This window comes from Stenotrophomonas sp. 05N37, from assembly GCF_056397365.1.
The window spans coordinates 191948-217202 of sequence record NZ_JBFTNG010000001.1; the positions used below are offsets into that span (position 1 = coordinate 191948).

Genomic DNA, 25255 nt, shown 5'->3' on the forward strand with positions numbered 1-25255 from the left:
GTCCGCTGGTTCGGGTGCCGTTATCCCACCGTGCCCGTGAAGTGCATGCGTTCTTTCGCCCGGCCGCCACGATCGGCAAGGTGCGTCGCGGCCGCACCCGGCGCGGAAACGACAACGCCGGCACGAGGCCGGCGTTGTCGTGGTTCCGCAAGGCGCTGCGATCAGCCCTGCGGGGTCTCGTCACCGGCGACCGGTGCGATCTCGACGCTGCCTTCGACAGGCGGCACCGCATCCACCGCCAGTTCTTCGTCTTCGATCGAGGCATCCATGCGCTCGACGGCCTGGAGCTTCTCGTCCTTGGACAGGCGGATCAGGGTGACGCCCTGGGTATTACGACCCACGCGGCTGATTTCCGAACCGCGGGTGCGCACCAGCGTGCCGCCATCGGAGATCAACAGCACTTCGTCGGCCGCGCCCATCAGCACCGCGCTCACCAGCTTGCCGTTGCGCTCGGTGGTCTGGATGCCGATCACGCCCTGCGTGCCACGGCCCTTGCGCGGGTAGTCCGGCAGCGGGGTGCGCTTGCCGTAGCCGTTCTCGGTGGCGGTCAGGATGTACAGCATGTTGTCGTCGTCACCGACCTCGATCACGGCGTCGCCGTTTTCGATCGCGACTTCTTCGACGTTGCCGTCATCCTCGTTCTCGTCCTCGTTGCCGCCGGCACTCTCGGCCACGATCAGGCTGACCACTTCCTCGCCCTTGGCCATCTTGATGCCGCGCACGCCGGTGGCGGTGCGGCCCATCGAGCGGACCTTGTCCTCGCCGAAGCGCACGGTCTTGCCGTTGGAGGCGAACAGCAGGATGTCGCGGTCGCCATCGGTCAGGCCGACGCCGACCAGCGCATCGCCCTCGTCGAGGTTGATCGCGATCTTGCCGCGCGCCAGGCGGAAGGCGAACTCGCTGAGCGGGGTCTTCTTGACCGTGCCGTTGCGGGTGGCGAAGAACACGAACTGGCGTTCGGCGTACTCGCGCACCGGCAACACCGCCTGCACCCGCTCACCGGGTTCCAGCGGAATCCAGTTGATGATGGGGCGGCCACGGGCGTTGGAACCGGCTTCGGGCAACTGGTGCACCGGCAGCCAGAACACCTTGCCGGCGCTGGTGAAGGTCAGCAGCGTGTCGTGGGTGTTGACCAGCCACAACTGCTCGATGAAATCCTCTTCCTTGGTCGACGCGGCGCTGCGGCCACGACCGCCGCGGCGCTGTGCGCGGTAGGCGCTGACCGGCTGGCGCTTGACGTAACCGGCGTGCGACAGGGTGACCACCACGTCTTCCGGGGCGATCAGGTCGAGGATGTCCAGGTCTTCTTCGCTGTGGCGGATCTCGGTGCGGCGCTCGTCGCCGAACTCGGTGCGCACGTTGATCAGCTCTTCGCGGATCACCTGCAGCAGGCGGTCCGGATCTTCCAGGATGTGGATCAGCCCGGCGATGGTTTCCAGCAGCTGCTTGTACTCTTCGGTCAGGCGGTCCTGCTCCAGCCCGGTCAGGCGGTGCAGGCGCATTTCCAGGATCTGGGTGGCCTGGATCTCGGTCAGCTGGTAGCCGCCGGTGATCAGGCCCACGCCCTTGGGCAGGTCCTCCGGACGCGAGGTTTCCGCGCCCGCAGCGCCCAGCATCGACCCGACCAGGCCCGGCTCCCACAGGCGCGCGAGCATGCGTTCGCGGGCCTCGGTGGGGTTGGGCGAGGTCTTGATCAGCTCGATCATCTCGTCGATGTTGGCCAGCGCGACGGTCAGGCCTTCCAGCACGTGCGCACGGGCGCGCGCCTTGCGCAGCTCGAACACGGTGCGACGGGTGACCACTTCGCGGCGGTGGCGCACGAAGGCCTCGAGCATCTGCTTGAGGTTCATCAACTGCGGGCGGCCATCGACCAGCGCCACCATGTTGATGCCGAACACCGACTCCATCTGGGTCTGCTGGTAGAGGTTGTTCAACACAACTTCCGCCGACTCGCCGCGCTTGATCTCGATGAAGATGCGCATGCCGTCCTTGTCGGACTCATCGCGCAGTTCGCTGATGCCTTCGAGCTTCTTTTCCTTGACCAGCTCGGCGATCTTCTCGATCAACCGGGCCTTGTTCACCTGGTACGGGATCTCGGTGACGATGATCGACTCGCGGCCGTTGTCGGCCACTTCGATCTCCGCCTTGGCGCGGATGCGCACCCGGCCACGCCCGGTCCGGTAGCCGGCGACGATGCCGGCGGTACCGTTGATGATGCCCGCGGTCGGGAAGTCCGGGCCCGGGATGTACTCCATCAGGCCGTCGACGTCGATCTCGGGATTGTCGATCAGCGCGATGCAGGCGTTGATCGATTCGGTCAGATTGTGCGGCGGGATATTGGTGGCCATGCCCACCGCGATACCGGCCGAACCATTGACCAGCAGGTTCGGGAACCGGGTCGGCATGACCGTCGGCTCCAGTTCCTTTTCGTCGTAGTTGGGCTGGAAATCGACGGTTTCCTTGTCCAGGTCGGCCATCAGCTCATGGGTGAGCTTGGACATGCGCGCTTCGGTGTAACGCATTGCCGCGGCGGAGTCGCCGTCGACCGAACCGAAGTTACCCTGGCCATCGACCAGCATGTAGCGCAGCGAGAACGGCTGCGCCAGGCGCACCAGGGTGTCGTACACCGACTGATCGCCATGCGGGTGGTACTTACCGATGACGTCACCGACGATACGCGCCGACTTGAAGTAAGGCTTGTTGGCGTGCGCGTTGAGTTCACTCATCGCAAACAGCACGCGACGATGCACCGGCTTGAGGCCATCGCGCGCATCCGGGAGTGCGCGGCCCACGATCACGCTCATCGCGTAATCGAGGTAACTCTTGCGCATCTCGTCTTCCAGGTTGACCTGGATGATTTCCTTGGCGGTTTCTGCCATTCGGGTTCCGTTGTCTGGGTGCGGTCCAGTCCGCCGCGCCAGCCCTTTCGGGGCGGCCGCGTCGGAATCTCGATTAACCGTTGGAGTCTACCACAACGGGCCGTTTTCCGCCTGCTTTTACAGGGGTTTTACCGGCAAGAATCAGGAACTTACGGGGCGTTGCGCGCCCGCCTGCCGGCGACCGGCCGGCACTGCCCGGGCGTTGGCCGCAGCGGCAGCCGGTCCGCGCAGCCAAGGGGGTGCGGGGCGCCGCCGCAGCCGGCCTTCGCGCGCGGCGCTGGCCGGTGGCCGCTTCCCGTTACACCGCCCGCCATTCGCGCCGGGGTCCGCACCCCGGCCACGCTGCCGCTCAGCCGAAGGCGGCCTGCATGTTGGCCACCGTCGGGTTCAGGATGACCCCACGCTCGGTCACGATCGCATCGATCAGGCTGCCCGGGGTGACGTCGAACACCGGGTTCCAGGCGGCGATGCCCTCGGCCACGGTGCGCGTGCCCCCTACCCCGTACAGCTCACCCGGATCGCGCTGCTCGATCTCGATCTGCTCGCCGTCGGCAGTGTCCATGTCCACCGTGGAGGACGGGGCCACCACCATGAACCTGACCCCGTGGTGGCGGGCGGCGATGGCCAGCTGGTAGGTGCCGATCTTGTTGGCGGTATCGCCATTGGCGCAGATGCGGTCCGCACCGACGATCACCCACTGCACCGCCCCGGTCTTCATCAGGTGCGAGGCGGCCGAGTCGGCGATCAGGGTGGCGTCGATGCCGTCCTGCTGCAGCTCCCACACGGTCAGGCGCGCACCCTGCAGCCACGGCCGGGTCTCGCCGGCGAAGACCTTGGCGATGCGGTGCTGGGCCATGCCGGCGCGGATCACGCCCAGCGCGGTACCGAACCCGGCAGTGGCCAGCGAGCCGGTGTTGCAGTGGGTCAACACGCCGCTGCCGGCCTCGATCAGGCCGGCGCCCAGCGCGCCCATGTGGCGGTTGGCGGCCAGGTCTTCGTCGGCGATGGCCTGGGCTTCATTGGCCAGTACCTGCTGCCAGTCGGCGCCGGCCGCGGCCAGGGCGCGGCGCATCCGCGCCAGCGCCCACGCCAGGTTGACCGCGGTCGGGCGCGAGGCATTCAGCCGCTGCAACGCCGGCTCCAGCCTGGCCAGCGCCTGGGCACCGTCATCGGCCTGCACCGTACCGGCGGCCAGCACCACGCCCCAGGCGGCGGCAATGCCGATCGCCGGCGCGCCGCGCACGGTCAGCGCATGGATGGCCTCGGCCACGGCATCGCTGTCACGGCATTCCACGTGTTCCACCACGAACGGCAGCTTGCGCTGGTCGAGCAGTTGCAGGGAATCGCCGGTCCACAGGATCGGGCGGATATGGTCGTAGCGGGCGTAGTCGATGTCGGTGGATGCGTTCATCCGCCCATTGTAGCGGCGCGCGTGCGCGCCGCCATATCCGGGCTCAGTTGACCTGGAACTCGGCCCGGCAGCCGTTGTCCACCCAAACCCCGCGCGCATCCCAGCCCCAGCCGCGGCCTTCCTCGCAGGCGCTGCCGGAGAGCTGCCTGGACAGGCGCACGCCCTTGCTGATGGTGGCCCCGCAGAAGCGGCGCTGGCGCGACTTGGATTCGCAGACCAGCGTGCGCGGCATGTCCAGGAAGCCGGTGCCGTCGGCGGCGCCGATCTCGAAATCACCCTGGCAGCCACGCGTCACCCACACTTCATTGCGGCGCACGCCCCAGCTATGGCCTTCGCGGCACGGCATCGAGGACAACTGCCGTAGCAGCCGCACGGGGGCGCCCTGCAGCACCACGGGGCAGTTCTGCGGGCGGCCGTTGGATTCGCAGCGCAGGACGCGGCGCACGTTGCGCGCCTGACCGGCACCGGCGGCAACGCGGCTGCGGAACTCGCCGCGACAGCCCAGCGTCACCCATACCCCGGAACGGTCGGTCCCCCATTCGGTGCCACGCACGCAGCTGTTGCCGGACAACTGGCGGACCAGGTCGACGCCATTGGCCACCGGCATGTCGCAGTGCACCCACTCCATGTCACGCGATTCGCAGCGCACCACCTGGCCGGCATAGCCGGTCTCGGCCGCGCTTGCGTGCAGCGGCAACGCCGTACTGCACAGCACCAGCGTCCACCACGTCCACGTCCAACGCGGCGCGTTCCACGACGGCAGGTCGGCTACATCCAACAGCTTCATCAACACAGTCCCCGCCGCACCAGAACGATCACATGACCACCTTCGGACATCCGGTGTGATCAGAGCATCATCATGCAGGGCGCGCAAGACACCCATGCGTCGAAAACCGGCGCAAACGGCCGGCAAAACCGTTCAGGCCCGCGCGAACTCGATCGCCAGCACGTCAGCAATCCGACCGGTGCGGTTCATCGCCATCAGCAGGCGGTCCACGCCCACCGCCACCCCGGCACAGGCCGGCAGCGAGGGCAGCGCGGCGAGCAGGTGCTCGTCCAGCGGCGGCAGCACGTCGCCACGGCGACGGCGGGTGGCGTGGTCGCGTTCGAAGCGCGCACGTTGTTCAGCTGCATCGTTCAGCTCGTGGTAGCCGTTGGCCAGCTCCACCGCCCCCAGGTACAGCTCGAATCGTTCAGCCAACGGCGGCGTGCCCGGCCGCACCCGCGCCAGCGCTGCCTGGCTGGCCGGCCAGTCGTGCACCACCGTCATGCAGTCGTCATCGAAATGCGGTTGGATGCAGTGGGTCATCAGCAGGTCCAGCCAGTCATCGCGGGTCAGCCCGTCCGCATCGATGCGCACGTCGGCCAGCGGGGCCTGCAGCTGCGCCAGGCTGGCCTCGAACGGATCCACGCCGGCGTGCTGTCGGTACAGGCTGCGGTAGTCGATGACGTGCACGCGCGCGGTGCGCTGCACCAGGCCGAGCGCGGCATGCACCAGCGCGACGGTTTCCTCGATGAGCCGGTGGTGGTCCCAACCCACGCGGTACCACTCCAGCATGGTGAACTCGGGATTGTGGCGGCCGCCGGCTTCGCCGTTGCGGAATACCCGGCCCAGCTCGTAGCAGTCGCCCACGCCCGCGGCCAGCAGGCGCTTGAGCGGGTACTCGGGCGAGGTGCGCAGCCAACGCTGCGCGGTGCCGGCGTCCACGTGGCCGCTGAAGCGGGTCTGGAAGCTGTCGATGTTCGGCTCGGTGTTGCCGGCCGCCGACAGGATCGGGGTTTCCACTTCCAGCACGTCGCGCTCGGCGAAGAAGCCACGGATCAGCGCATTGAGCGCGGCACGCTGGCGCAGGGCGGCGATCATGCGCGCGCGTCCTTCAGCCGCTCGGCCAGCGGCAGGGTCAGCAGGTCGCGGGTATCGTCGACGTAGCCAGTGGCCAGGTAGAGCCGCCGCGCCAGCTCGTTGTGATGGTTCACTTCCAGCCGCATGCGCGCCACGCCGCGCGCGTTGGCGCGCTGTTCGAGGATCGCCAGCGCCTGCTTGCCGCGGCCGCGGCCGCGCGCGTCATGCTGCAGATACAGTTCGTCGAGCAGCGCGAAATGACCGCCCTGCTCCAGGCTGAAGCCCATCGCCAACGCGGCATAGCCGACCACGTGGCCATCTTCGGCCAACCACAACAGCACTTCGCCATTGCGCGGTTCTTCCAGCAACGCGGCGAGCGCGCGGCGCACCCGATCGTTGTCGAAGTCGAGCTTGTCTTCGGCATAGAACGCGCGCATCAGGCCGATCAGCAGCTCGGTATCGGCGACGGTGGCAACGCGGAAATCCAACGGGACGGTGTGCATGCGGGCCTCTCAGTGCTGCGCCAGGAAGGCGACCAGGCGATCTTCGTCCCAGACCTCGATGCCGAGCTCGCCGGCCTTGGCCAGCTTGGAGCCCGCCTCGGTGCCGGCGACCACGAACGCAGTCTTCTTCGACACGCTCCCGGAGACCTTCGCGCCCAGTGCTTCCAGCCGCGCCTTGGCGTCATCGCGGGTCATCTGCGCCAGGGTGCCGGTGAGCACCACGGTCTGGCCATCAAGCGGGCCTGCCACCTGCTCGACCTGTTCCGGTGCGCGTGCCAGCAACTGCTGGCGGCACTGTTCGGCCTTGAGCAGCATCGGCCCGTGGCCGTCGCTGTCCAGCCAATTGGCCAGGCCCAGGGCGACCTCGTTGGGCAGCCCGGCGGCCACGAACCGCACTGCCTCGGCATCCAGCACGGCGGCGGCATCGGGCAGCATGGCGACCAGCTTTTCCGCGCGCAGGCGGGTGATCCCGGGAATTTCGGATTCAACCAGCACCTGCGCGAAATCCAGGCCCTCGCGCAGCTTGGCCGACGGCGCATGGGTATCGGTGATGCGCACCTGGCCGACCTGCAGCAAGGCATTGATCGCGTCCTGGTTGCCGGCCTGCTCGAAGAAGTGGCCCAGCGAGCGCGCCACTTCACCGCCGATGTCGGGCACGCGCTTGAACAGCGGCCACGGCAGTTGCCGGATCAGCTCCAGGTCGCCGAACCAGGTCGCCAGCGCCTTGGCGGTGCTCTCGCCCACGTGCTCGATGCCGAGCGCGAACAGCAGCCGCTCCAGGGTGGTGTCGCGGCTGGCGTCGATCGCCGCGATCAGGTTGTCGGCCCATCGGGTCGCGATCTTCTTCGTGTTCCAGGTGAATGCGGCCGGCATCGCCAGCGCCTGCGCGCGCCAGCGGTCGTCAGTGCCGTCCAGCTGGAGGATGCGGCGCAGGTACTCGCCACTGCCTTCCGGCGCCAGGTGCAGGCCGATCTGCGCGGCCAGCGCCTCCGGCGATTCGGCGTCGAGCACCAACTTGAGCTGCAGCAGCTGGTCGCGCGTGAGCCGGTACAGGTCGGCCACGCCACGCACGATGCCGGCGTCGACCAGCGTTTCGATGTACTTGCCGCCGAGGCCGTCGATATCCATCGCGCGACGTGAGGCGAAGTGGGCGATGGCCTCCTTGCGCTGCGCCGGGCAGCTCAGCTCGCCCGAGCAGCGCCACGCGGCCGCGTCCTCTTCGCGCACGATCTCCGAGCCGCACACCGGGCACTGGCTGGGCATGCGCCACGGCGTGGCGCCATCCGGGCGACGGTCGGCGATGACGCTGACCACTTCGGGGATCACATCGCCGGCGCGGCGCACGATGACCGTGTCGCCCACGCGCACGTCGAGGCGTGCGATCTGATCGGCATTGTGCAGGGTGGCGTTGGAGACGATCACCCCGGCCACCGCGACCGGGGCCAGCCGCGCCACCGGCGTGGCGGCGCCGGTGCGGCCGATCTGGATCTCGATGGCTTCCACCGTGGTGGTCTGCTCCTGGGCCGGGAACTTGTGCGCGATCGCCCAGCGCGGTGCGCGCGAGACGAAGCCCATCTGCTCCTGGCCGGCGCGGTCGTCCAGCTTGTAGACCACGCCATCGATATCGAAGGCCAGGCCATCGCGGCGCTCGCCGATATCGCGGTAGTAGGCCAACAGGCCGTCGCTGCCCTCCACCACCTTGCACAGGTCGCTGACCGGGAAGCCCCACGCGCGCAGCTGCGCCAGCGTGGCCGAGTGCGTGGCCGGCAGCTCGCCGCCCTGCACCTGTCCGGTGCCATAGGCGTAGAAGCTCAGTTTGCGCCTGGCGCTCATCTTCGGGTCGAGCTGGCGCAGCGAGCCGGCGGCGGCGTTGCGCGGGTTGGCCAGCACCTTGCCTTCATGCAGTCGAGCCTGCGCGTTGTAGGCCTCGAAATCGGCGCGCGCCATGTACACCTCGCCGCGCACCTCCAGCACCTGCGGCCACCCCTCACCGGCAAGCGACTGGGGAATCACCTCGATCTGGCGCAGGTTGGCGCTGACGTCCTCGCCGGTCGCACCGTCGCCGCGGGTAGCGCCCTGCACGAAGCGGCCGTTCTCGTAGCGCAGGCTGATCGCCAGGCCGTCGAGTTTGGGTTCGGCGGAAAAATACAGCGCATCGCGGCGCAGGCGCTCGCCGATGCGGCGCACGAAATCCTGCACTTCCTCGTCGCTGAAGGCGTTGCCCAGCGACAACATCGGCACCGCGTGGCGCACTTCGGCAAACCGCGACGATGCCTTGCCGCCCACGCGCTGGGTGGGCGAATCGGCCTGGACCAGATCGGGATGGGCTGCTTCCAGCGCCTCCAGCTCGCGGACCAGCCGATCGTAGTCGGCATCCGGAATCAGCTGCTCGTCGCGCTCGTGGTAGGCCTTGCCGGCTTCGTCGATCTGGCGGCGCAGCACCTCGGCACGTTCAGCGGGGCTGGGGCTCATGCGGGAAGCATCCTGACGGGGCAGTAGATTTTATGGCCTGTCGGCTGCGCCAGCCACCCCGCAGTTCGGCGCCCGGACTATTGCCGTTACCCGACCACGGCGCTAGCGTGCGCGGAATCCCTCACTGCAGGTGTCCCGTGACCGTGACCGCCCCCTCCCGCCGCTCGTTCCTGCAACTGGCCGGCACCGGCCTGGCCCTGGCCGGGCTGGGTGTGCCTGGCGCGGCGGCAGCCGCACCGCGCACCGCGGCAGACGCCCCGGTCCTGCTCAACTTCAACGAATGCCCGTACGGCCCGGCCCCGGCCGCGCAGGTGGCCGCACGCGACATCGTGGCCGGCAGCGGCCGCTACCTGTTCGGGCTGGCCGGCGAGCTGCGCGATCTGTTCGCCCAGCAGGAGGGCCTGGGCGCGGCGCAGGTGCGGCTTTACCCAGGCTCCAGCGAACCGCTGAACCGCGCGGCGATCCTGTGGACCTCGTCCAGCGCGGGGCTGGTGGTGGCCGACCCGACCTTCGAGGCACTTGGCGACCTCGCTGCCGCACGTGGCGCCACGGTGGCGAAAATCGCGCTGCGCGCAGACGGCGCGCACGACGTGCGTGCGATGGCCGCTGCCGCGGCACGGATCAACGCGGGCCTGCTGTACCTGTGCAATCCCAACAACCCGACCGGCTCGATCACCCCGGCGGCGGACATCGCCTGGTTGCTCGCCAACAAGCCGGCACAGACCCGCGTGCTGGTCGACGAAGCCTACCTGCAGTACAGCGACCAGCGCTCGGTGATCGGCCAGGTGATGCAGCGCGAGGATCTGATCGTGCTGCGCACGTTTTCCAAGCTGTACGGCATGGCCGGGCTGCGCCTGGGCGTGGCCGCCGCCCACCCGGACCGCCTGCGCGAGCTGGCCAGCCTGGGCGACAACCCGTTGCCGGTGACGGCCCTGGCAGCCGGGTTGGCGAGCCTGCGCGAGCCCACGCTGGTCGCGCAGCGCAAGGCCGAGAACACCCGCGTGCGCCAGGCCACCGTCGGCTGGCTGGGCGCGCGCGGCTTCAGCTGCGTGCTGTCCGAAGCGAATTGTTTCGTGGTCGATGTAAAGCGCGACGGCACCGCGTTCATTGCTGCGATGGCAGAGCGCGGCGTGGTGATCGGCCGCAGCTGGCCGATCTGGCCGCAGCGGGTGCGGGTGACGGTGGGTACCGAAGCGGAGATGGCCCGGTTCCGCGACGCGTTCGCGGCGGTGGTGGACGCCTCGTCCTGACGGTCCACGCAGCCCAGCATGGCTCGGCTCTACCCCCGCCACGCGACACCCCATCCTCCGGTCACGCAGCCGAGCATGGCTCGGCTCTACCCCGCCCACGGCGACACCCCCTCCTCCGGTAGAGCCGAGCCATGCTCGGCTGATCGCCCGCCGCGACACCCCATCATCGGTAGAGCCAAGCCATGCTCGGCTGATCGCCCGCCGCGACGCCCCTTCATCGGTAGAGCGGAGCCATGCCCGGCTGATCGCCCGCCGCGACACCCCTTCATCGGTAGAGCCGAGCCATGCCCGGCTGATCGCCCGCCGCGACGCCCCATCATCGGTAGAGCCGAGCCATGCCCGGCTGATCGCCCGCCGCGACGCCCCTTCATCGGTAGAGCCGAGCCATGCTCGGCTGATCGGCCGCCGCGACGCCCCTTCATCGGTAGAGCCGAGCCATGCTCGGCTGATCGCGAGACGACATCGCACAGATTCCCGACAGCAGATCAGGCACCAGGCCGATCAACGCATGGCTGCCACACGGGCAACGTGTGGCGATGACCAGCCCTCGACTGCAGATTGGACGTCACTCCGAAATCGCCCAGGTCTATGTGGTCACCACCGTGACGCTGGGGAGAGCGCATCTTCTCGCAGTACCCGCAAACGCCGCGGTCATCATCGATGCCTTGCGATTTGTCGAAGGCACGAAACGCACGTGTTCACTGGCATGGGTGGTGATGCCCGACCATGTGCACTGGATGTTCCAGTTACGCAGCGGGACGCTTGCCGCCTGCATGCAGATGTTCAAGTCCCGCAGCGGCCGGCTGCTGAACCGGACGCTCGGACGCGAGGCGTCGCTGTGGCAGCCAGGGTACTTCGACCACGCGGTGCGGTGCGATGAATCGCTCCGCCGGCAGGCGGTCTACATCGCCGCCAATCCCGTTAGGGCGGGACTGGCCGACAGACTGGGGGAATACCCCCATGCATGGTGCCGTTGGCCATTGCAGGAATGAGCTCGACGATCAGCCGAGCATGGCTCGGCTCTACCGTCCGCCGCTACGCCCTTTGCCGGGTAGAGCCGAGCCATGCTCGGCCGCACCGTCGTCCATCGTTGCGCGCCGCCACCCTTCCCCAAGGTAGAGCCGAGCCATGCTCGGCTGCACCACCGTCCGTCGCTGCGCGCCGCCACCCTTCCGCAAGGTAGAGCCGAGCCATGCTCGGCTGCACCAGCGTCCGCCGCTGCGCGCCGCCACCCTTCCGCAAGGTAGAGCCGAGCCATGCTCGGCTGCACCAGCGTCCATCGCTGCGCGCCGCCACCCTTCCCCCAAGGTAGAGCCGAGCCATGCTCGGCTGCACCACACCCGATCGCCTTACCAGCGCGGGGCTTTGGTCAGCGGCGGGGCCTGGTGCTGGCGATCATAGGCGCGCAGTTCGTCACGGATGTGCGCGACACGCTGGCGGCCGAGCGTAGCGCGGCTGTCATCCAGCACTACGCCGTCGAGCAGTTCGCCCATGCGCTGCACGGTGGGCAGCATTTTCTCCCACGCATCCAGCGCGGTCAGCGGCGCCGGCAAGGTCAGGAAAAACGCGATGGCCGGGGTTTCCATCTCGCGGATGTTGGCCATGTCGAAGCTGCCCGGCTTCATGATGCTGGCCATCGAGAAGATCGGACCGCGCTCAGGGTGGCCTTCGACCAGGCGGTGGAACACGTTCATGTGGCCAAACACCAGGCCGGTCTTCTCCGCAGCCACCACGATGTCTTCGCCGCGCAACTGCTCGCCGGCGCGGGCGGCCACGAACAGCGACACGATCTTGTCGAAATCCTGGTTGGCGCGCTTGCCCAGGTCGCTGGCGGCGGCGCCGTCGACATCGGACAGGCCCAGCTCGGCCTGGGTCACCCCGTCGTCGCCGGGGACGCCATCACGGCCGGCCTCGGCGCTGTCGCCTTCGCCCAGGCTCGGCTCACGACGCGCGCCGGCGCCGGTATCGGCCGCGTCGACGCGGCGACCCTGCGATTTCTTCTTCGGGCGGCCAAACAGGAAGATCGCGGCGATCAACAGCAGGCCGGCGGCCAGGATGCCGATGCGGAGCAGTGCCATGTCGGACATTCGGTGGGGGTCTCCGGCTAAATACGTTCAGGTAAGCATGGCACGTCAGGCGGCGCCCGCCAATCGTGCCGCTTCTTCCAGGTCCACGCTGACCAGTCGGCTGACGCCCGGCTCGCGCATGGTGACGCCCGAGAGCTGGTGCGCGGCTTCCATCGTGGCCTTGTTGTGGCTCACGAACAGGAACTGCACCTTCTCGCTCATCTCCTTGACCATGTTGGCGAGGCGGCCGACGTTAGCTTCGTCCAGCGGCGCGTCCACCTCGTCCAGCAGGCAGAACGGCGCGGGGTTGAGCTGGAAGATCGCAAACACCAGCGCCACCGCCGTCATCGCCTTCTCGCCACCGGACAGCAGCGAGATGCTCGACACGCGCTTGCCCGGCGGCCGCGCCATGATGGCGACACCGGTGTCGAGAAGGTCTTCACCGGTGAGCTCAAGGTAGGCATGGCCACCGCCGAACAGGCGTGGATACAGCTGCTGCACGCCGGCGTTGACGCGGTCGAAGGTGTCCTTGAAGCGGCCGCGGGTCTCGCGGTCGATCTTGCGTATCGCGTCTTCCAGGGTTTCCAGCGCGGTGGTCAGGTCGGTGTTCTGCGCGTCCAGGTACTCCGAGCGCTGCGAGGCTTCGCCGTACTCCTGGATGGCGGCCAGGTTGACCGGCTCCAGGCGACGCATGCGCCCGTCGATCTGGTGCACCGTCTGTTCCCAATCGGACACGCGCGCCTCTTCGGGCAGCGTATTGATCACGTCCTGCAGCACGAACCCGGCTTTCTCCACCGACGCCGACAGCTGCTCGGCGCTCAGCACCAGCGCCTGCTGGTCGAGCTTGCGCTGGGAAATCCGCTCGCGCTGGGCCAGGGCCTGCTCGTCGCGCTTGTGTCGGGTCTGTTCGAAATTGCGCAGTTCCGCATCGATGCCGTCCAGCAGCGTCCGCGCCTCGCCCAGCACGCGGTCGGCACGGACGCGTTCGCTCAGCGCGTTCTGGTGCTCGGCCTGCAGGCTCTGCACCGGCGAGTCGCCCTGGTCCAGCTGCGAATGCAGCTCGCCCAGGCGGGTGTCGAGCTGCCCACGCTGGGTGCTCATGCGCTCCAGCGCCTGGCTCAGCGAGGCGATCTGGGTGCGCTGCGATTCCAGGGTGAGGGCCAGCGAGTGCGCGCTCTCGCGCACGTTGCGGGCCTGGTCGCGCGCCTGGTCGCGGGCATCGGTGAGCTGGCGGCGCTCGCCTTCCAGCGCGGCGCGCACCGCCTCCAGGTCGCCCATGCTGGTAACCGCATCGTCGAGGCGTGCGCGTGCTTCGCGCACCTGCTCGCGGCCGGTATCGAGGGTTTCCAGCAACTGCACCAGCTCGCCTTCGATGCGGTCGATGCGGGTCCGGGCGGCCTCGACCTTGCCCTGCTGGCTCTGCAGCTGGCCACCGAGTTCGGAGACGCTGCGATGGGCCTGGTAGAGCTGGCGCTGCGCGTCCTCGCGATGCTGCTCGCCGGCCAGCAACTGTTCGCGGAAGGCGGAGAGCTGTTGTTCCAGCGCGGCTTCGCGCTCCTGCAGGGTATCGATCTGCGCGCGCAGGGTGACGATCTCGCGCTCGCGCAGCAGCGCGCCCTGCTTGGCCGCGCCGGAGCGCGACACGCGCACCCAGCCTTCGCCCAGGCGTTCGCCGCCGCGGGTGATGACCGAATCGCCTTCGGCCAGCGTGGGTTGCAGCGCACGCGCCGCATCCAGGTCGTCCGCCGCGTGCAGGCGCGCGAGCAGGCGACGGATCGCGGTCGGCCCCTGCACCTTGGCCGCCAGCGAGGTGGGCGCGACGTTGAGCGCCTCCTGGCTGTCGGACACCAGCGCGATGCGGCCGTCGCCGAGCTCGGCCAGTTCGCCGACCAGTTGCTCGGGAGCGGCCACCAGCACGCCTTCGATGAGCTGGCCGAGCGCGCTTTCCACCGCGTTTTCCCAACCGCTTTCGACGGTGAGGCGCTCGCCCACGCGTGCGCCGGAATCCAGCCCACGCGATTTCAGCCACGCCACGGCGGCGCCCTGCTCCTGGCCGAGGGCGGCCTGCTGCAGGGTTTCCAGTGACGACAGGCGGCCGCGCGCGGCCTGGGCCTGCTTGCGGATCTCGGCCAGTTCGGTCTGGCCCGTGCGCTGGCGGTCCTGCAGTGCGGCCACGGCCTGCTTGCGTTGCTCGACCAGTTCGGTGAGCCCGTCCAGCGACTCCTTCTGGGCTTCGTGCTGCAGGTGCAGTTCCTCGAACACGTCGGCCAACGCGTCCAGGTCCAGGCCGGTGCGTTCGGCGCTGAGCGCTTCACGGCGGCGGTCGGCCTCCAGCACCTGGCGATCGAGGTAGTCCACGCGGGTGCGCTCGACTTCGCCGGCGCGCGAGGCCTCGGAGGTGCTGCGGGTGTGGGCTTCCCAACGCTGCTGCCAGTCGGCCAGGCGGGCTTCGGCATCGCGCAGGGCTTCCTGCTTGATCTCGTTTTCTTCCTGCAGTTGTTCAAGTCGCGGCTCGGCCTCGTCCACCGACTCGCGCAATACGGCCAGCTTGGCTTCGTCGCCGCTGATGTGCTGGCCAAGTTCGGCCAGGGCCTGCTGGGCTTCGTCGCGCGCCTTGTTCAGGCGCTGCGCCATTTCGTGCTGGTGCTGGATCTGCTGCTCGAGGCGGGCCAGCGTGCTGCCCACCTGGTAGACCTCGGCCTGTGCGGTGCTGAGCGCATCGGCGGCTTCCTCGCGGCGCACGCGGCTGGTTTCGATACGCGCTTCGGCGTCACGTTGTTCGGCGATGAACTGCTGCAGGCGGGTTTCTTCCTGCGAGAGCGCTTCGCGCAGGCCACTGAGGCGGCCATCGAGGCCGCGATACTCCAGCGCCTTCCACTCGGCATCCTTGACCCGGCGCTCTTCCTGCAACGCCTGGTACTGCTCGGCCTGGCGGGCCTGGCGCTTGAGGTGTTCGAGCTGCTTGCCGATTTCCTCGCGGAGGTCGCCGAGGCGGTCGAGGTTCTCGCGGGTATGCCGGATGCGGGTTTCGGTTTCCTTGCGGCGCTCCTTGTACTTGGAGATGCCGGCGGCCTCTTCCAGGTAGACGCGCAGGTCTTCGGGGCGGGCTTCGATGATCTGGCTGATCATGCCCTGTTCGATGATGGAGTAACTGCGCGGCCCCAGGCCGGTGCCGAGGAACAGGTCGGTGATGTCGCGACGCCGGCACTTGGTGCCGTTGAGATAATAGTTGCTGCTGCCGTCGCGGCTGACCTGGCGCTTGACCGAGATTTCGTTGAACGAGGCGTACTCGCCGGAAATGGTGTGGTCGGTATTGTCGAAAATAAGTTCGACGGTCGCCTGGGAGACCGGCTTGCGCGCGGAGGAGCCGGAAAAAATGACGTCGGTGAGCGAATCGCCACGCAGGCGGCTGGCCGAGCTTTCGCCCATGACCCAGCGCACGGCGTCGATGATGTTGGACTTGCCACAGCCATTGGGCCCCACCACGCCGGTCATGTTGGTCGGCAGGTGGAGCGTGGTCGGATCGACGAAGGACTTGAAGCCGGACAGCTTGATCGTGGACAGACGCATGGCGGGGTTGGTTTCCGGGGCGAGGGCCTGAAGCGACCCCCGCCAGGGTGGATGTCGGGGCGATTCCCACCTTCAAGCCATTGATGTTGCTGGGTTTCAATGGCCCCAAGGGCGACGCGATAGCCTGAGTATAACGGGGCAGCTGTTTGCTGGGGGTTGGGGGTTTTTGAATGCTTGAAAGCGTCAATGCGCGGAGCCAGAGCCCAAGCCAAAGCACGGCTTCTCACTTGCGGCGCACGCGGGGCGGTGCGGGAGGGGGCGCGGGACACGCCGTAAACCCCGCTCCGCGGTCCGGCAAAGCGAGAGGGTGCGGGAGAGCGTAGCGCCACGCCATGCGTGGCTGCCTTTGCCGCTCCTATTTACCCGCTCGCCTCCTCAACATCCATTTCTCACTACCCCGCCAGTGACGTCGGCACCGCCGTAGCCCCACCCCAACCGCCCACACCGATATCCCCTGGAGAGGGTGGCGGGTAGCCTTGGCCGGGACCGTTGTGCGCCATGGGTCCGGCGCATGCGCCGGACGGGTTGGGCAGGACGCCCAACCCCCGGTCTTGCCGCTTGTGCAGGATTGCACGAGCGCGCAAGGCGCACAACGAGCCCCCATGGACGGGTGTACGGCGTGTCCCGGCCAAGGCTACCCGCCACCCTCCTCCGGAAAGCCGAGGCGCCATCGCGTGCCGTAGCGTTTGCGTTGGCGTTGGCTTTAGCCGCTCGCTTCAAAAAAACCCCACCCCACAAACAAAAACGGGCACCCTCGCGGGCACCCGTTTCAGCGATTCCAGCCTTTCGGCAGGGATCAGGCCTTTTCGGCTTCCACCACCACCTTGACGGTGGTTTCGACGTCGGCGTGCAGGTGAACAGTCACCTCGTACTCGCCCACGTTGCGGAAAGCGCCTTCGCCCAGGATCACTTCGCTCTTTTCCAGCGGCAGGCCGGCAGCGGTGAAGGCTTCGGCGATATCGCGCGGGCCAACCGAACCGTACAGCTTGCCTTCGGTCGACGCATTGGCGGCGATCGTGACGCTCTTGCCTTCCAGCTTCGCCTTGCGGGCTTCGGCGTCAGCGTGGATCGACTGGGCCTTGGCTTCGTATTCGGCGCGCTTGGCTTCGAATTCGGCAACGTTGGTGCTGGTGGCCGGAACGGCCTTGCCGGTCGGGACGAGGAAGTTGCGGCCGTAGCCCGGCTTCACGTCGACCAGATCGCCCAGACCGCCGAGGTTGGTGACCTTCTGAAGAAGAATCAGCTTCATGGTGTAACTCCAAATATGTATTCGTTAGCGAGGCAGGGCCCCGCAGCGGATGGCTGTCCGAATATCCGAACGGTAGACCGTGAAACCGCCCGACGCTCTGCAGCGCGGGCGGCCAGGTCCACGAAAGCGGCGACCGAAGCCGCCGGCTTTCATCAGACGTCGTGGTTGTCGGTGTACGGAATCAGGGCCAGGAAACGGGCGCGCTTGACGGCCGTTGCCAGCTGGCGCTGGTACTTCGACTTGGTACCGGTGACGCGGCTCGGCACGATCTTGCCGTTCTCGGTCAGGTACTGGCGCAGGGTGTTGAGATCCTTGTAATCGATCTCCTTGACACCTTCGGCCGTGAACTTGCAGAACTTGCGGCGACGGAAGAACTTGGACATGTCAGTGCTCCTTAAGCGGCCGAAGCGGCGTCTTCGCCGGCATCGGTGTCAGCGGCGGGGGTGGTTTCACCTTCTTCGTCATCACGACGACGACGCTCGCCACGCTCGGGCTTGTCACCCTTCTCGTCCTTGCTCTTCATGATCAGCGACTGCTCGGTGTCGGCTTCGTCACGCTTGATGACGAGGTTGCGCAGCACGGCGTCGTTGAAGCGGAAGCTTTCCACCAGCTCGCTCAGCACGGCCTGGTCGCACTCGATGTTGAGCATGACGTAGTGGGCCTTCACCAGGTTCTGGATCGGGTAGGCCAGCTGACGACGGCCCCAGTCTTCCAGACGGTGGATGGTGCCGCTGCCGTTCTCGACCAGCGCCTTGTAGCGCTCGATCATGGCCGGGACCTGTTCGCTCTGGTCCGGATGGACCAGGAACACGACTTCGTAATGACGACTCATGTGTTTTTACCTTTCGGATGTGGCCTTTTGGGGGCCGGACAGCCCCCCGCAGGTGAACGCGGTGGGGCAAGGGTCCTGCCCGGAATCAGGCAGGAAGCCACAAATTATGGCACAGAAGCGCTGTCACGGAAACCACAGCAGCGTTCACGGGCGCAGGCCGAAGATCGCGCGCCGCCGAGAATACGCATTACCGAATGTTTTCAGCAACTTACCCTAACTCATATCGACATGCAGCCGATGCTGGCCGCACTGCAGGCACTGAAAAAGGCAGCCCGCCATCGCCCCATCGCGACTGAGGTGTTTCAGCACCCCGTCGGGATCGCGAGGGCTCACGTCGCGGATGTCAGGCAGGACCTGGTCCAGGTACGGCGCCAGATCGTCAGCCCCTGCATACCCGAGGAAGGCGCACGGGCGGTCGCAATGGGTCAACCAGACCGCCTGCTGCCACGCAGGGTAGCTCGGCGTCCGATCGCATAGTTCCAACAGCAGCTCGCGGGGAATCGCGGGCGGCGGATCGGCCGGATCGGGGGACACCCCTTCGATATCGGCCCACCCGATGAACTCACCCGAGAATCGGGCGGCGGCCGAGCCATCGGCGATGCACCAGGGGCACAGGTAGCCTGGCATCTCCCCGGCACAGTAGAACGAGCCCCGGTATCGCACCGAACGGCGCTGCGTGCAGCAGTCGCAGACACCCTCGACCTCCTCGAACGATATCGAGTAGGCATTGGGCTGATACCGGAACACGGGCCGTTCGGTCATGGCAGGCGGACGCTGCGGCCAACCTGCCGCGCCAAGGCCGGGCGCACCCCTGCCCGGCTCAGGCCTTGTCGGCCTCGGTGGTGAAGCTCTCGCCGCAGCCGCATTCAGCGGTCGCGTTCGGGTTCCTGAACGTGAAGGTCTCGCTCAGCCCGTGCTTGCCGAAGTCGATCTCGGTGCCGTCCACCAGCGCCAGGCTGGTGGCATCCACGTAGATGCGGACCCCATCCTGCTCGAAGACGGTGTCGCCATCGCGCTCATCGCGGGCCAGGTCGGTGATGTGGCCCCAGCCGGAGCAGCCGGTGCGGGTCACGCCGAAACGCAGGCCCAGCGCGCCGGGGGTCTGCTCGACGAACTTCTGCACACGGGCAAAGGCAACAGGGGTAAGGCTTACGGCCATGACAGGCAACTCCAGCGGATCGTGATCATTATAGAGGGTATGGCGCGGCCCGGCTTCGACGGCCGTCGCTGCGGTTCACATGGCGCGCAGCCCCGGAGAGCGCGCGAAAAATGCCTCGCAAGCCGAACACCGCACCCGTTAAACTCCGTGTTCAGAGATCGAGTCGATCAACAGAGGATTCAAGTCATGACGGTGGTCAGCGTTGAACATGCGCTTGCCGGGAAGATCCCGGAAGGCGGCGAGGCAACAGTACGCGGGTGGGTTCGTACGGTACGCGGCTCTGCGGCGCTGGCCTTCGTCAATGTCACCGATGGCTCCTGCTTCGCCCCCATCCAGGTGGTGGCCAATGACACCCTGCCCAATTTCGACGACATCAAGAGCCTGACCCCGGGCTGCTCGGTGATCGCCCGCGGCACGCTGGTGAAGTCCCAGGGCAAGGGCCAGTCGTTCGAAATCCAGGCCCACGACATCGAGATCGTCGGCCTGGTCGACGACCCGCTGACCTACCCGATCCAGCCCAAGCCGATGAGCGCCGAGTTCCTGCGCGAAGTGGCGCACCTGCGCCCGCGCACCAACCTGTTCGGCGCGGTCACCCGCATCCGCAACTGCCTGTCCCAGGCGGTACACCGGTTCTTCCACCAGAACGGGTTCAACTGGATCAGCACCCCGATCATCACCACCTCCGATGCCGAAGGCGCCGGCCAGATGTTCCGGGTCTCGACCCTGGACATGGCCAACCTGCCGCGCAACGACAAGGGCGAGGTCGATTTCAGCCGTGACTTCTTCGGCAAGGAAACCTTCCTGACCGTGTCCGGCCAGCTCAACGTGGAGGCCTACTGCCTGGCGCTGAGCAAGGTCTACACGTTCGGCCCGACCTTCCGCGCCGAGAACTCCAACACCACCCGCCACCTGGCGGAATTCTGGATGATCGAGCCGGAAATCGCCTTCGCCGACCTGGCCGAAGACGCGCGCCTGGCCGAGCAGTTCCTGAAGTACCTGTTCCGCGCGGTGCTCGACGAGCGCGGCGACGACCTGGCCTTCCTGGCCGAGCGCGTGGACAAGAACGCGATCACCAAGCTGGAAGCGTTCATCAATGCCCCGTTCGAGCAGATCGACTACTCCGAGGCGGTGAAGCTGCTGCAGAAGGCCGACAAGAAGTTCGACTTCCCGGTCGAATGGGGCCTGGACCTGCAGACCGAACACGAGCGCTGGCTGACCGAGGAGCACATCGGCCGCCCGGTGGTGGTGACCAACTACCCCGAGCACATCAAGGCGTTCTACATGCGCCTGAACGACGACGGCAAGACCGTCGCGGCGATGGACGTGCTAGCACCGGGCATCGGCGAGATCATCGGCGGCAGCCAGCGTGAAGAGCGCCTGGACGTGCTGGACGCGCGCATGGCGCAGTTCGGCCTGGACCCGGCGCATTACGGCTGGTACCGCGATTTCCGTCGCTACGGGTCGGTCCCGCACGCCGGTTTCGGCCTGGGCTTCGAGCGCCTGGTGGTGTACGTGTGCGGGCTGGGCAATATCCGCGACGCGATCCCCTACCCGCGCGCACCGGGTACCGCCGAGTTCTGATCCACGCGCGCTGGTCCATCCAAGGAGGCCCTGACCCATGACCCTGTTCTTCGCGCTGTGTTTCGTCGGCGTGGCGATCGCCGGGTTCAGTGCCTTCGTGATCTTCTGGCCGCTGACCCTGATCCACATCCGCGACCGCCACCCGCCGCTGGCCGAACGCTTCGGCAGCGGCGCGTTCCTGCGCCCGGACGCGCTGCGCTGGCTGCTCGGCCGTGACTACCGGCAGACCTCCGACCGGGCGCTCTCCGGGCTGGCGACACCGGCCTGGGTGTCGCTGCTGACCCTGCTGGCCGGACTGGGCATGGCTGCCCTGCTCTGGCTGCTTTCGATGGTATTGATATGAACGACACCCCCACCCACCGCGACGAGTGGTTCCTGGCCAGCCTGGGCAACACGCTGATCTGGGCCCGTCTGCGCGTGCGCCCCGCCGGCACCGCCGAGGTGCTGGACAGCGACGGCAACACGCTGAGCTACGACAGCGAAGACACCGCGCGTTCGCAACTGTTCGACGCCGAGTTCGTCGCCTACGACGGCCTGGACGAAGAAGACGCCCTGATCCGCGGCTTCTCGCTGCATGAAGTGCAGCCGCCGCAGGCCGACAGCGACGATGCCCTGCACGGCCGCATGATCCAGAGCCTGGGCGCCCGCGCGTAACCGACGATGTTCATCCCGTCCGCCTTCGTCGAGACCGACCTGATCTGGCTGGACCGGCTGCTGGCGCGCGATGCGTTCGTCACCCTGGTCACCACCGGCGCCGACGGACTGCCGCAGGCCACGCGGATGCCGGTGCTGTACCGGCGCGACGCCGATGACATCCTGATCGAAGGCCACTGGGCCAAGCCCAACCCGCAGGCGGGCCATGCCGGCCCCGCGTTGATGCTCGTGCACGGCCCGCATGCGTATGTCTCCCCCGGCTGGTATCCGGACAACGCCGTCAGGAACGGCGTTGGACAGCCGAAGGCTGGCCCGCAGGGTGAGCCCCAGGGACGGGGTGAACACAAGGCCGCACAGGCGCGTGTACCGACCTGGAATTACGCCGCCGCGGAACTGCGCGGCGTACTGGAGCCGGTCACCGATGATGACGCGCTGATCGCGATGCTGGACGGCCTGAGCGCGCACTACGAAGCGCAGGTCGGCGGCGACTGGGACCTGCTGCCGATCGAGCCGCGCCAACAGCGCATGCTCGGCGGCATTGTCGGTTTCCGTTTCCGCCCGGCGCAGGTGCAGATCAAACTCAAACTCAGCCAGAACCATCCCGAGGCCAACCAGTCCAGCGTGATCGACGCGCTGTCGGCACTGGACGCCCCGGCGTCACGCGAGCTGGCGCAGTGGATGCGCTGGCGCCGCGAGGGCGGCACCGCCGCCGACTGACCTCCCCCCTCCTGCGACGACGCGGCCGGCCTGGCCGCGCCTTGCCCCCACCCGACGTCAGGGACCCCGCACGATGAAAGACATCCACAAGCTGCTGCAGAACAACCGCGAATGGGCGGACCGGATCGAAAAAGAAGACCCGGAGTTTTTCCACCAGCTGGCCAAGCAGCAGCACCCGGAATACCTGTGGATCGGCTGCTCGGATTCCCGCGTGCCGGCCAATCAGATCATCGGCATGGCGCCGGGCGAAGTGTTCGTGCATCGCAACGTGGCCAACGTGGTCGTGCATACCGATCTGAACTGCCTGAGCGTGATCCAGTACGCGGTGGACCAGTTGAAGGTGAAGCACATCCTGATCGTGGGCCACTACGGCTGCGGCGGCGTGCACGCCACCCTGCACAACACGCGCGTGGGCCTGGCCGACAACTGGCTGCGGCACGTGGGCGACGTGGCGCAGAAGCACGCGTCGATCATGGATGCGATCGACGACCCGGAGCTGAAGCACGCGCGGCTGTGCGAACTGAACGTGATCGAGCAGGTGGTCAATGCCTGCCGATCGACGATCGTGCAGGACGCCTGGGCGCGCGGCCAGAAGCTGATGGTGCACGGCTGGGTGTACAGCCTGAAGGACGGGCGGGTGCGCGAGATGGGCATCGACGTCGGTGCGCCGGAAGACCTGCAGCCGGCCTATGAGCGGGCGCTGGCGCACGTTCCGCGTCGCGGCAAGCGCGACTGACCTCCCCCACTACGGACCTTGCGCCATGCTCCCGATGCCGATCAACCTGCTGGGCTGGATCGAAGAACACCGGCACCTGCTCAAGCCGCCGGTCGGCAACAAGATGATCGAGGACGGCGACTTCATCGTGATGGTGGTGGGCGGCCCGAACAGCCGCACCGACTTCCATTACGACGAGGGCCCCGAGTGGTTTTACCAGCTTGAAGGCGAGATGACGCTGAAGGTGCAGGAGGATGGCGCAGTGCGCGACATTCCGATCCGCGCCGGCGAGATCTTCCTGCTGCCGGGCAAGGTGCCGCACTCGCCGCGCCGCCCGGCTGGCGGCGTGGGCCTGGTGGTGGAGCGCAAGCGGCTGGCGCACGAGCGCGATGGGCTGCTGTGGTACTGCGAGCGCTGCAACCACAAGCTGTATGAAGAGTACTTCGCGCTGGAGAACATCGAGACCGACCTGCCGAAGGTGTTCGCGCGCTACCAGTCGTCGCTGGATCTGCGGACGTGTGATGCGTGCGGGCACGTGGATCCGTTGCCGGGCAGTGCGGTGGCGGTTGAGGGGTGAGGGCTCGGACGCGGATGGATGCATGTGCGCGTTTTGTGGGCTGGCAGATGCGGGGGAGAAGGGGCCGGTAGGGTCGATCCTCGATCGAGTGCCGATACCTCTTCTTCATGCGATGGCAGCATGACCTCTGAATGAAGAGCAGCCGAGCATGGCTCGGCTCTACCAAGGCGTTTCCCGCGTTTTCCGGCGTTCCGGCGTTCCGAGCGTTTCCGGGCGCTCCCCGCGTTCCCGGCGTTCAGGGCGCTTTGCTTGCGAGGCACCGCCTCGCAAGCGCCCGAACGCACAGGCGCCAGCGGCTGGGCGGAGCGCGGCGCGGGGTTTAAGGCGTGCCTGGGCACCCCACCCGCAACGCGCCAGCCCGGCCGACGACCCGACAGGACGCCATTGCTGTTGCGGCTGCCTTTACCAACCCACACCCCACGACACCCCACACCCCCACCACCGGATAAACTGTCGGTCACTGTCACCGCTGGTCGCACCATGTCCGACATTCTCAGCCGCACCCATGCCGTTGCCCTGGACGCCGCCGATCCCCTGCGCGCCATCCGCAGCGAGTTCGTGTTCCCGCAGCACAACCATCGCGACCAGGTCTACTTCGTCGGCAATTCGCTTGGCCTGCAGCCGCGGGCTGCGCGCGCGGCGGTGCAGGAGGTGATGGACAAATGGGCCAGCCTGGCCGTCGAGGGCCACTTCACCGGCGACACCCAGTGGCTGCGCTACCACCGCCTGGTCAGCGAACAGCTCGCCCGCGTCGTGGGCGCGTTGCCCAGTGAAGTGGTCGCCATGAACACCCTCAGCGTCAACCTGCACCTGATGATGGTCAGCTTCTACCGCCCCAGCGCGCAGCGCCCGGCGATCCTGATCGAAGCCGGCGCGTTTCCCACTGATCGCCACGCGGTCGAATCGCAGATCCGCTTCCATGGCTTCGACCCGGCCACCGACCTCATCGAGGTGCAGCCCGACGAACCCAACGGTACGATTTCCCTGCAGGCCATCGAGCGTGCGATCACCCAACACGGCCCGCGCCTGGCGCTGGTGCTGTGGCCAGGCGTGCAGTACCGCAGCGGCCAGGTGTTCGACCTGGAGGCGATCACCCGCATGGCCCGCCTGCAGGGCGCCCGGGTCGGTTTCGACCTGGCGCACTCGGTCGGCAACGTGCCCCTGCACCTGCATGACATCGCGCCCGACTTCGCGGTCTGGTGCCATTACAAGTACCTCAACGCCGGCCCGGGCGCCGTGGCTGGCTGCTTCGTCCATGAACGCCACCACCGCGACACCACCTTGCCGCGTTTTGCCGGGTGGTGGGGACACGAAGAGGCTACCCGCTTCAAGATGGCCCCGCAGTTCGTGCCCGCCATCGGCGCCGAAGGCTGGCAGTTGAGCAACCCGCCGGTGCTGGGCCTGGCGCCGCTGCGCGCGGCCCTGGACGTGGTCGACAAGGCCGGCGGCATCGCCGCGCTGCGCGCCAAATCGTTGCGCCTCACCGGACTGCTGGATGCGCTGGTGCGCGCCCGTCTGGCCGGCGTGCTGGAGGTGCTCACCCCCAGCGAACCCGAGCGTCGCGGCTGCCAGCTCTCGCTGCGCGTGGTCGGCGGGCGCGAGCGTGGGCGCAGCCTGTTCGAGTACCTGCAGACCGTGGGCGTGCTCGGCGACTGGCGCGAGCCCGACGTCATCCGCATCTCGCCCACCCCGCTCTACAACCGTTACCAGGACCTGCACCACTTCATCGATGAAGTGGGCGCCTGGGCCGGCCACTAAGCCGCGCCCCCTCCCCCTT

The 25255-nt window shown here is 67.7% G+C and carries 22 protein-coding genes; 9 read left to right on the forward strand and 13 right to left on the reverse strand.

Translation table 11 applies throughout. The features are described 5' to 3' along the window. Positions 1-161: 161 nt before the first annotated feature. The 6 genes from gyrA to ligA form a co-directional block, all read right to left on the reverse strand. Positions 162-2879 (reverse strand): DNA gyrase subunit A, encoded by a 2718-nt coding sequence (gene gyrA / locus AC1DGC_RS00895; RefSeq protein WP_394163307.1) that lies wholly within the window; start codon positions 2877-2879, stop codon positions 162-164. Between the two features lie 349 nt (positions 2880-3228). Then, positions 3229-4290: an S-methyl-5-thioribose-1-phosphate isomerase gene (gene mtnA / locus AC1DGC_RS00900; RefSeq protein ID WP_478047025.1), complete on the reverse strand. Its 1062-nt coding sequence runs from the start codon at positions 4288-4290 to the stop codon at positions 3229-3231. 43 nt (positions 4291-4333) lie between these two features. Continuing rightward, the gene (locus AC1DGC_RS00905) at positions 4334-5077 is read right to left on the reverse strand and encodes a DUF3011 domain-containing protein (protein ID WP_259203183.1); all 744 of its coding nucleotides are present in this window, start codon (positions 5075-5077) and stop codon (positions 4334-4336) included. A 132-nt stretch (positions 5078-5209) separates the two neighbouring features. Then, complete coding sequence (gene epmA, locus AC1DGC_RS00910; protein ID WP_449335342.1) at positions 5210-6154, reverse strand: EF-P lysine aminoacylase EpmA; 945 nt, start codon at positions 6152-6154, stop codon at positions 5210-5212. After that, positions 6151-6636: a GNAT family N-acetyltransferase gene (locus AC1DGC_RS00915; RefSeq protein WP_259203186.1), complete on the reverse strand. Its 486-nt coding sequence runs from the start codon at positions 6634-6636 to the stop codon at positions 6151-6153. The genes epmA and AC1DGC_RS00915 overlap by 4 nt, the downstream gene beginning before the upstream one ends. Before the next feature lie 9 nt (positions 6637-6645). After that, on the reverse strand, positions 6646-9108 hold the full coding sequence (gene ligA / locus AC1DGC_RS00920; RefSeq protein WP_478047026.1) for an NAD-dependent DNA ligase LigA: 2463 nt from the start codon (positions 9106-9108) through the stop codon (positions 6646-6648). A 143-nt stretch (positions 9109-9251) separates the two neighbouring features. Here ligA and AC1DGC_RS00925 point away from each other — a divergent pair, with 143 nt between their 5' ends. Together AC1DGC_RS00925 and AC1DGC_RS00930 are read left to right on the forward strand one after the other, a co-directional pair. Further along, complete coding sequence (locus tag AC1DGC_RS00925) at positions 9252-10358, forward strand: pyridoxal phosphate-dependent aminotransferase (protein ID WP_478047027.1); 1107 nt, start codon at positions 9252-9254, stop codon at positions 10356-10358. Between the two features lie 536 nt (positions 10359-10894). Further along, positions 10895-11350, forward strand: a complete 456-nt coding sequence (locus AC1DGC_RS00930; RefSeq protein ID WP_478047028.1) for an REP-associated tyrosine transposase — start codon at positions 10895-10897, stop codon at positions 11348-11350. A 357-nt stretch (positions 11351-11707) separates the two neighbouring features. On the opposite strand, the gene zipA is transcribed toward AC1DGC_RS00930, so the two are convergent. From zipA to AC1DGC_RS00965, 7 genes are all read right to left on the reverse strand, one after another. Next, a complete protein-coding gene (gene zipA, locus AC1DGC_RS00935) occupies positions 11708-12445 on the reverse strand; it encodes a cell division protein ZipA (RefSeq protein WP_449335346.1) in 738 nt (245 codons plus the stop codon). 45 nt (positions 12446-12490) lie between these two features. Next, positions 12491-15994: a chromosome segregation protein SMC gene (smc, locus tag AC1DGC_RS00940; RefSeq protein WP_478047029.1), complete on the reverse strand. Its 3504-nt coding sequence runs from the start codon at positions 15992-15994 to the stop codon at positions 12491-12493. 796 nt (positions 15995-16790) lie between these two features. Further along, entirely contained in the window at positions 16791-17243 is a 453-nt protein-coding gene (rplI, locus tag AC1DGC_RS00945; RefSeq protein ID WP_259203194.1) for a 50S ribosomal protein L9, read from the reverse strand. A gap of 152 nt (positions 17244-17395) precedes the next feature. Next, positions 17396-17626, reverse strand: coding sequence for a 30S ribosomal protein S18 (gene rpsR / locus AC1DGC_RS00950; protein ID WP_002804494.1), 231 nt, complete (start codon positions 17624-17626; stop codon positions 17396-17398). An 11-nt stretch (positions 17627-17637) separates the two neighbouring features. Continuing rightward, a complete protein-coding gene (rpsF, locus tag AC1DGC_RS00955) occupies positions 17638-18075 on the reverse strand; it encodes a 30S ribosomal protein S6 (RefSeq protein WP_259203201.1) in 438 nt (145 codons plus the stop codon). Between the two features lie 213 nt (positions 18076-18288). Further along, the gene (locus tag AC1DGC_RS00960) at positions 18289-18837 is read right to left on the reverse strand and encodes a CbrC family protein (protein ID WP_478047030.1); all 549 of its coding nucleotides are present in this window, start codon (positions 18835-18837) and stop codon (positions 18289-18291) included. Between the two features lie 58 nt (positions 18838-18895). After that, the gene (locus AC1DGC_RS00965) at positions 18896-19234 is read right to left on the reverse strand and encodes a HesB/IscA family protein (protein ID WP_394162670.1); all 339 of its coding nucleotides are present in this window, start codon (positions 19232-19234) and stop codon (positions 18896-18898) included. 186 nt (positions 19235-19420) lie between these two features. Between AC1DGC_RS00965 and asnS the strand changes: the two genes are divergently transcribed. The 7 genes from asnS (at position 19421) to kynU (ending at position 25236) form a co-directional block, all read left to right on the forward strand. Further along, positions 19421-20815, forward strand: a complete 1395-nt coding sequence (gene asnS, locus AC1DGC_RS00970) for an asparagine--tRNA ligase (protein WP_259203206.1) — start codon at positions 19421-19423, stop codon at positions 20813-20815. Between the two features lie 37 nt (positions 20816-20852). Beyond that, positions 20853-21158: a hypothetical protein gene (locus AC1DGC_RS00975; RefSeq protein WP_478047031.1), complete on the forward strand. Its 306-nt coding sequence runs from the start codon at positions 20853-20855 to the stop codon at positions 21156-21158. Further along, a complete protein-coding gene (locus tag AC1DGC_RS00980; RefSeq protein WP_259203211.1) occupies positions 21155-21469 on the forward strand; it encodes a hypothetical protein in 315 nt (104 codons plus the stop codon). Before AC1DGC_RS00975 ends, AC1DGC_RS00980 begins: the two co-directional genes overlap by 4 nt. Before the next feature lie 6 nt (positions 21470-21475). Then, on the forward strand, positions 21476-22186 hold the full coding sequence (locus AC1DGC_RS00985; RefSeq protein WP_478047032.1) for an FMN-binding negative transcriptional regulator: 711 nt from the start codon (positions 21476-21478) through the stop codon (positions 22184-22186). 73 nt (positions 22187-22259) lie between these two features. Next, a complete protein-coding gene (can, locus tag AC1DGC_RS00990; RefSeq protein WP_259203213.1) occupies positions 22260-22922 on the forward strand; it encodes a carbonate dehydratase in 663 nt (220 codons plus the stop codon). A gap of 25 nt (positions 22923-22947) precedes the next feature. Next, positions 22948-23478, forward strand: a complete 531-nt coding sequence (locus AC1DGC_RS00995) for a 3-hydroxyanthranilate 3,4-dioxygenase (protein WP_259203215.1) — start codon at positions 22948-22950, stop codon at positions 23476-23478. 480 nt (positions 23479-23958) lie between these two features. Further along, positions 23959-25236 carry a kynureninase gene (gene kynU, locus AC1DGC_RS01000; RefSeq protein ID WP_394162663.1) on the forward strand — a complete coding sequence of 426 codons (1278 nt, stop codon included), beginning with the start codon at positions 23959-23961 and terminating at the stop codon, positions 25234-25236. Positions 25237-25255 lie beyond the last annotated feature (19 nt).

Bases quoted from the DNA above. Each gene is read 5' to 3' on its own strand.
- gyrA (WP_394163307.1), bottom strand. From the start codon at position 2,879: ATGGCAGAAACCGCCAAGGAAATCATCCAGGTCAACCTGGAAGACGAG.
- mtnA (WP_478047025.1), bottom strand. From the start codon at position 4,290: ATGAACGCATCCACCGACATCGACTACGCCCGCTACGACCATATCCGC.
- AC1DGC_RS00905 (WP_259203183.1), bottom strand. From the start codon at position 5,077: ATGAAGCTGTTGGATGTAGCCGACCTGCCGTCGTGGAACGCGCCGCGT.
- epmA (WP_449335342.1), bottom strand. From the start codon at position 6,154: ATGATCGCCGCCCTGCGCCAGCGTGCCGCGCTCAATGCGCTGATCCGT.
- AC1DGC_RS00915 (WP_259203186.1), bottom strand. From the start codon at position 6,636: ATGCACACCGTCCCGTTGGATTTCCGCGTTGCCACCGTCGCCGATACC.
- ligA (WP_478047026.1), bottom strand. From the start codon at position 9,108: ATGAGCCCCAGCCCCGCTGAACGTGCCGAGGTGCTGCGCCGCCAGATC.
- AC1DGC_RS00930 (WP_478047028.1), top strand. From the start codon at position 10,895: ATGACCAGCCCTCGACTGCAGATTGGACGTCACTCCGAAATCGCCCAG.
- zipA (WP_449335346.1), bottom strand. From the start codon at position 12,445: ATGTCCGACATGGCACTGCTCCGCATCGGCATCCTGGCCGCCGGCCTG.
- smc (WP_478047029.1), bottom strand. From the start codon at position 15,994: ATGCGTCTGTCCACGATCAAGCTGTCCGGCTTCAAGTCCTTCGTCGAT.
- rplI (WP_259203194.1), bottom strand. From the start codon at position 17,243: ATGAAGCTGATTCTTCTTCAGAAGGTCACCAACCTCGGCGGTCTGGGC.
- rpsR (WP_002804494.1), bottom strand. From the start codon at position 17,626: ATGTCCAAGTTCTTCCGTCGCCGCAAGTTCTGCAAGTTCACGGCCGAA.
- rpsF (WP_259203201.1), bottom strand. From the start codon at position 18,075: ATGAGTCGTCATTACGAAGTCGTGTTCCTGGTCCATCCGGACCAGAGC.
- AC1DGC_RS00960 (WP_478047030.1), bottom strand. From the start codon at position 18,837: ATGACCGAACGGCCCGTGTTCCGGTATCAGCCCAATGCCTACTCGATA.
- AC1DGC_RS00965 (WP_394162670.1), bottom strand. From the start codon at position 19,234: ATGGCCGTAAGCCTTACCCCTGTTGCCTTTGCCCGTGTGCAGAAGTTC.
- asnS (WP_259203206.1), top strand. From the start codon at position 19,421: ATGACGGTGGTCAGCGTTGAACATGCGCTTGCCGGGAAGATCCCGGAA.
- AC1DGC_RS00975 (WP_478047031.1), top strand. From the start codon at position 20,853: ATGACCCTGTTCTTCGCGCTGTGTTTCGTCGGCGTGGCGATCGCCGGG.
- AC1DGC_RS00980 (WP_259203211.1), top strand. From the start codon at position 21,155: ATGAACGACACCCCCACCCACCGCGACGAGTGGTTCCTGGCCAGCCTG.
- AC1DGC_RS00985 (WP_478047032.1), top strand. From the start codon at position 21,476: ATGTTCATCCCGTCCGCCTTCGTCGAGACCGACCTGATCTGGCTGGAC.
- can (WP_259203213.1), top strand. From the start codon at position 22,260: ATGAAAGACATCCACAAGCTGCTGCAGAACAACCGCGAATGGGCGGAC.
- AC1DGC_RS00995 (WP_259203215.1), top strand. From the start codon at position 22,948: ATGCTCCCGATGCCGATCAACCTGCTGGGCTGGATCGAAGAACACCGG.
- kynU (WP_394162663.1), top strand. From the start codon at position 23,959: ATGTCCGACATTCTCAGCCGCACCCATGCCGTTGCCCTGGACGCCGCC.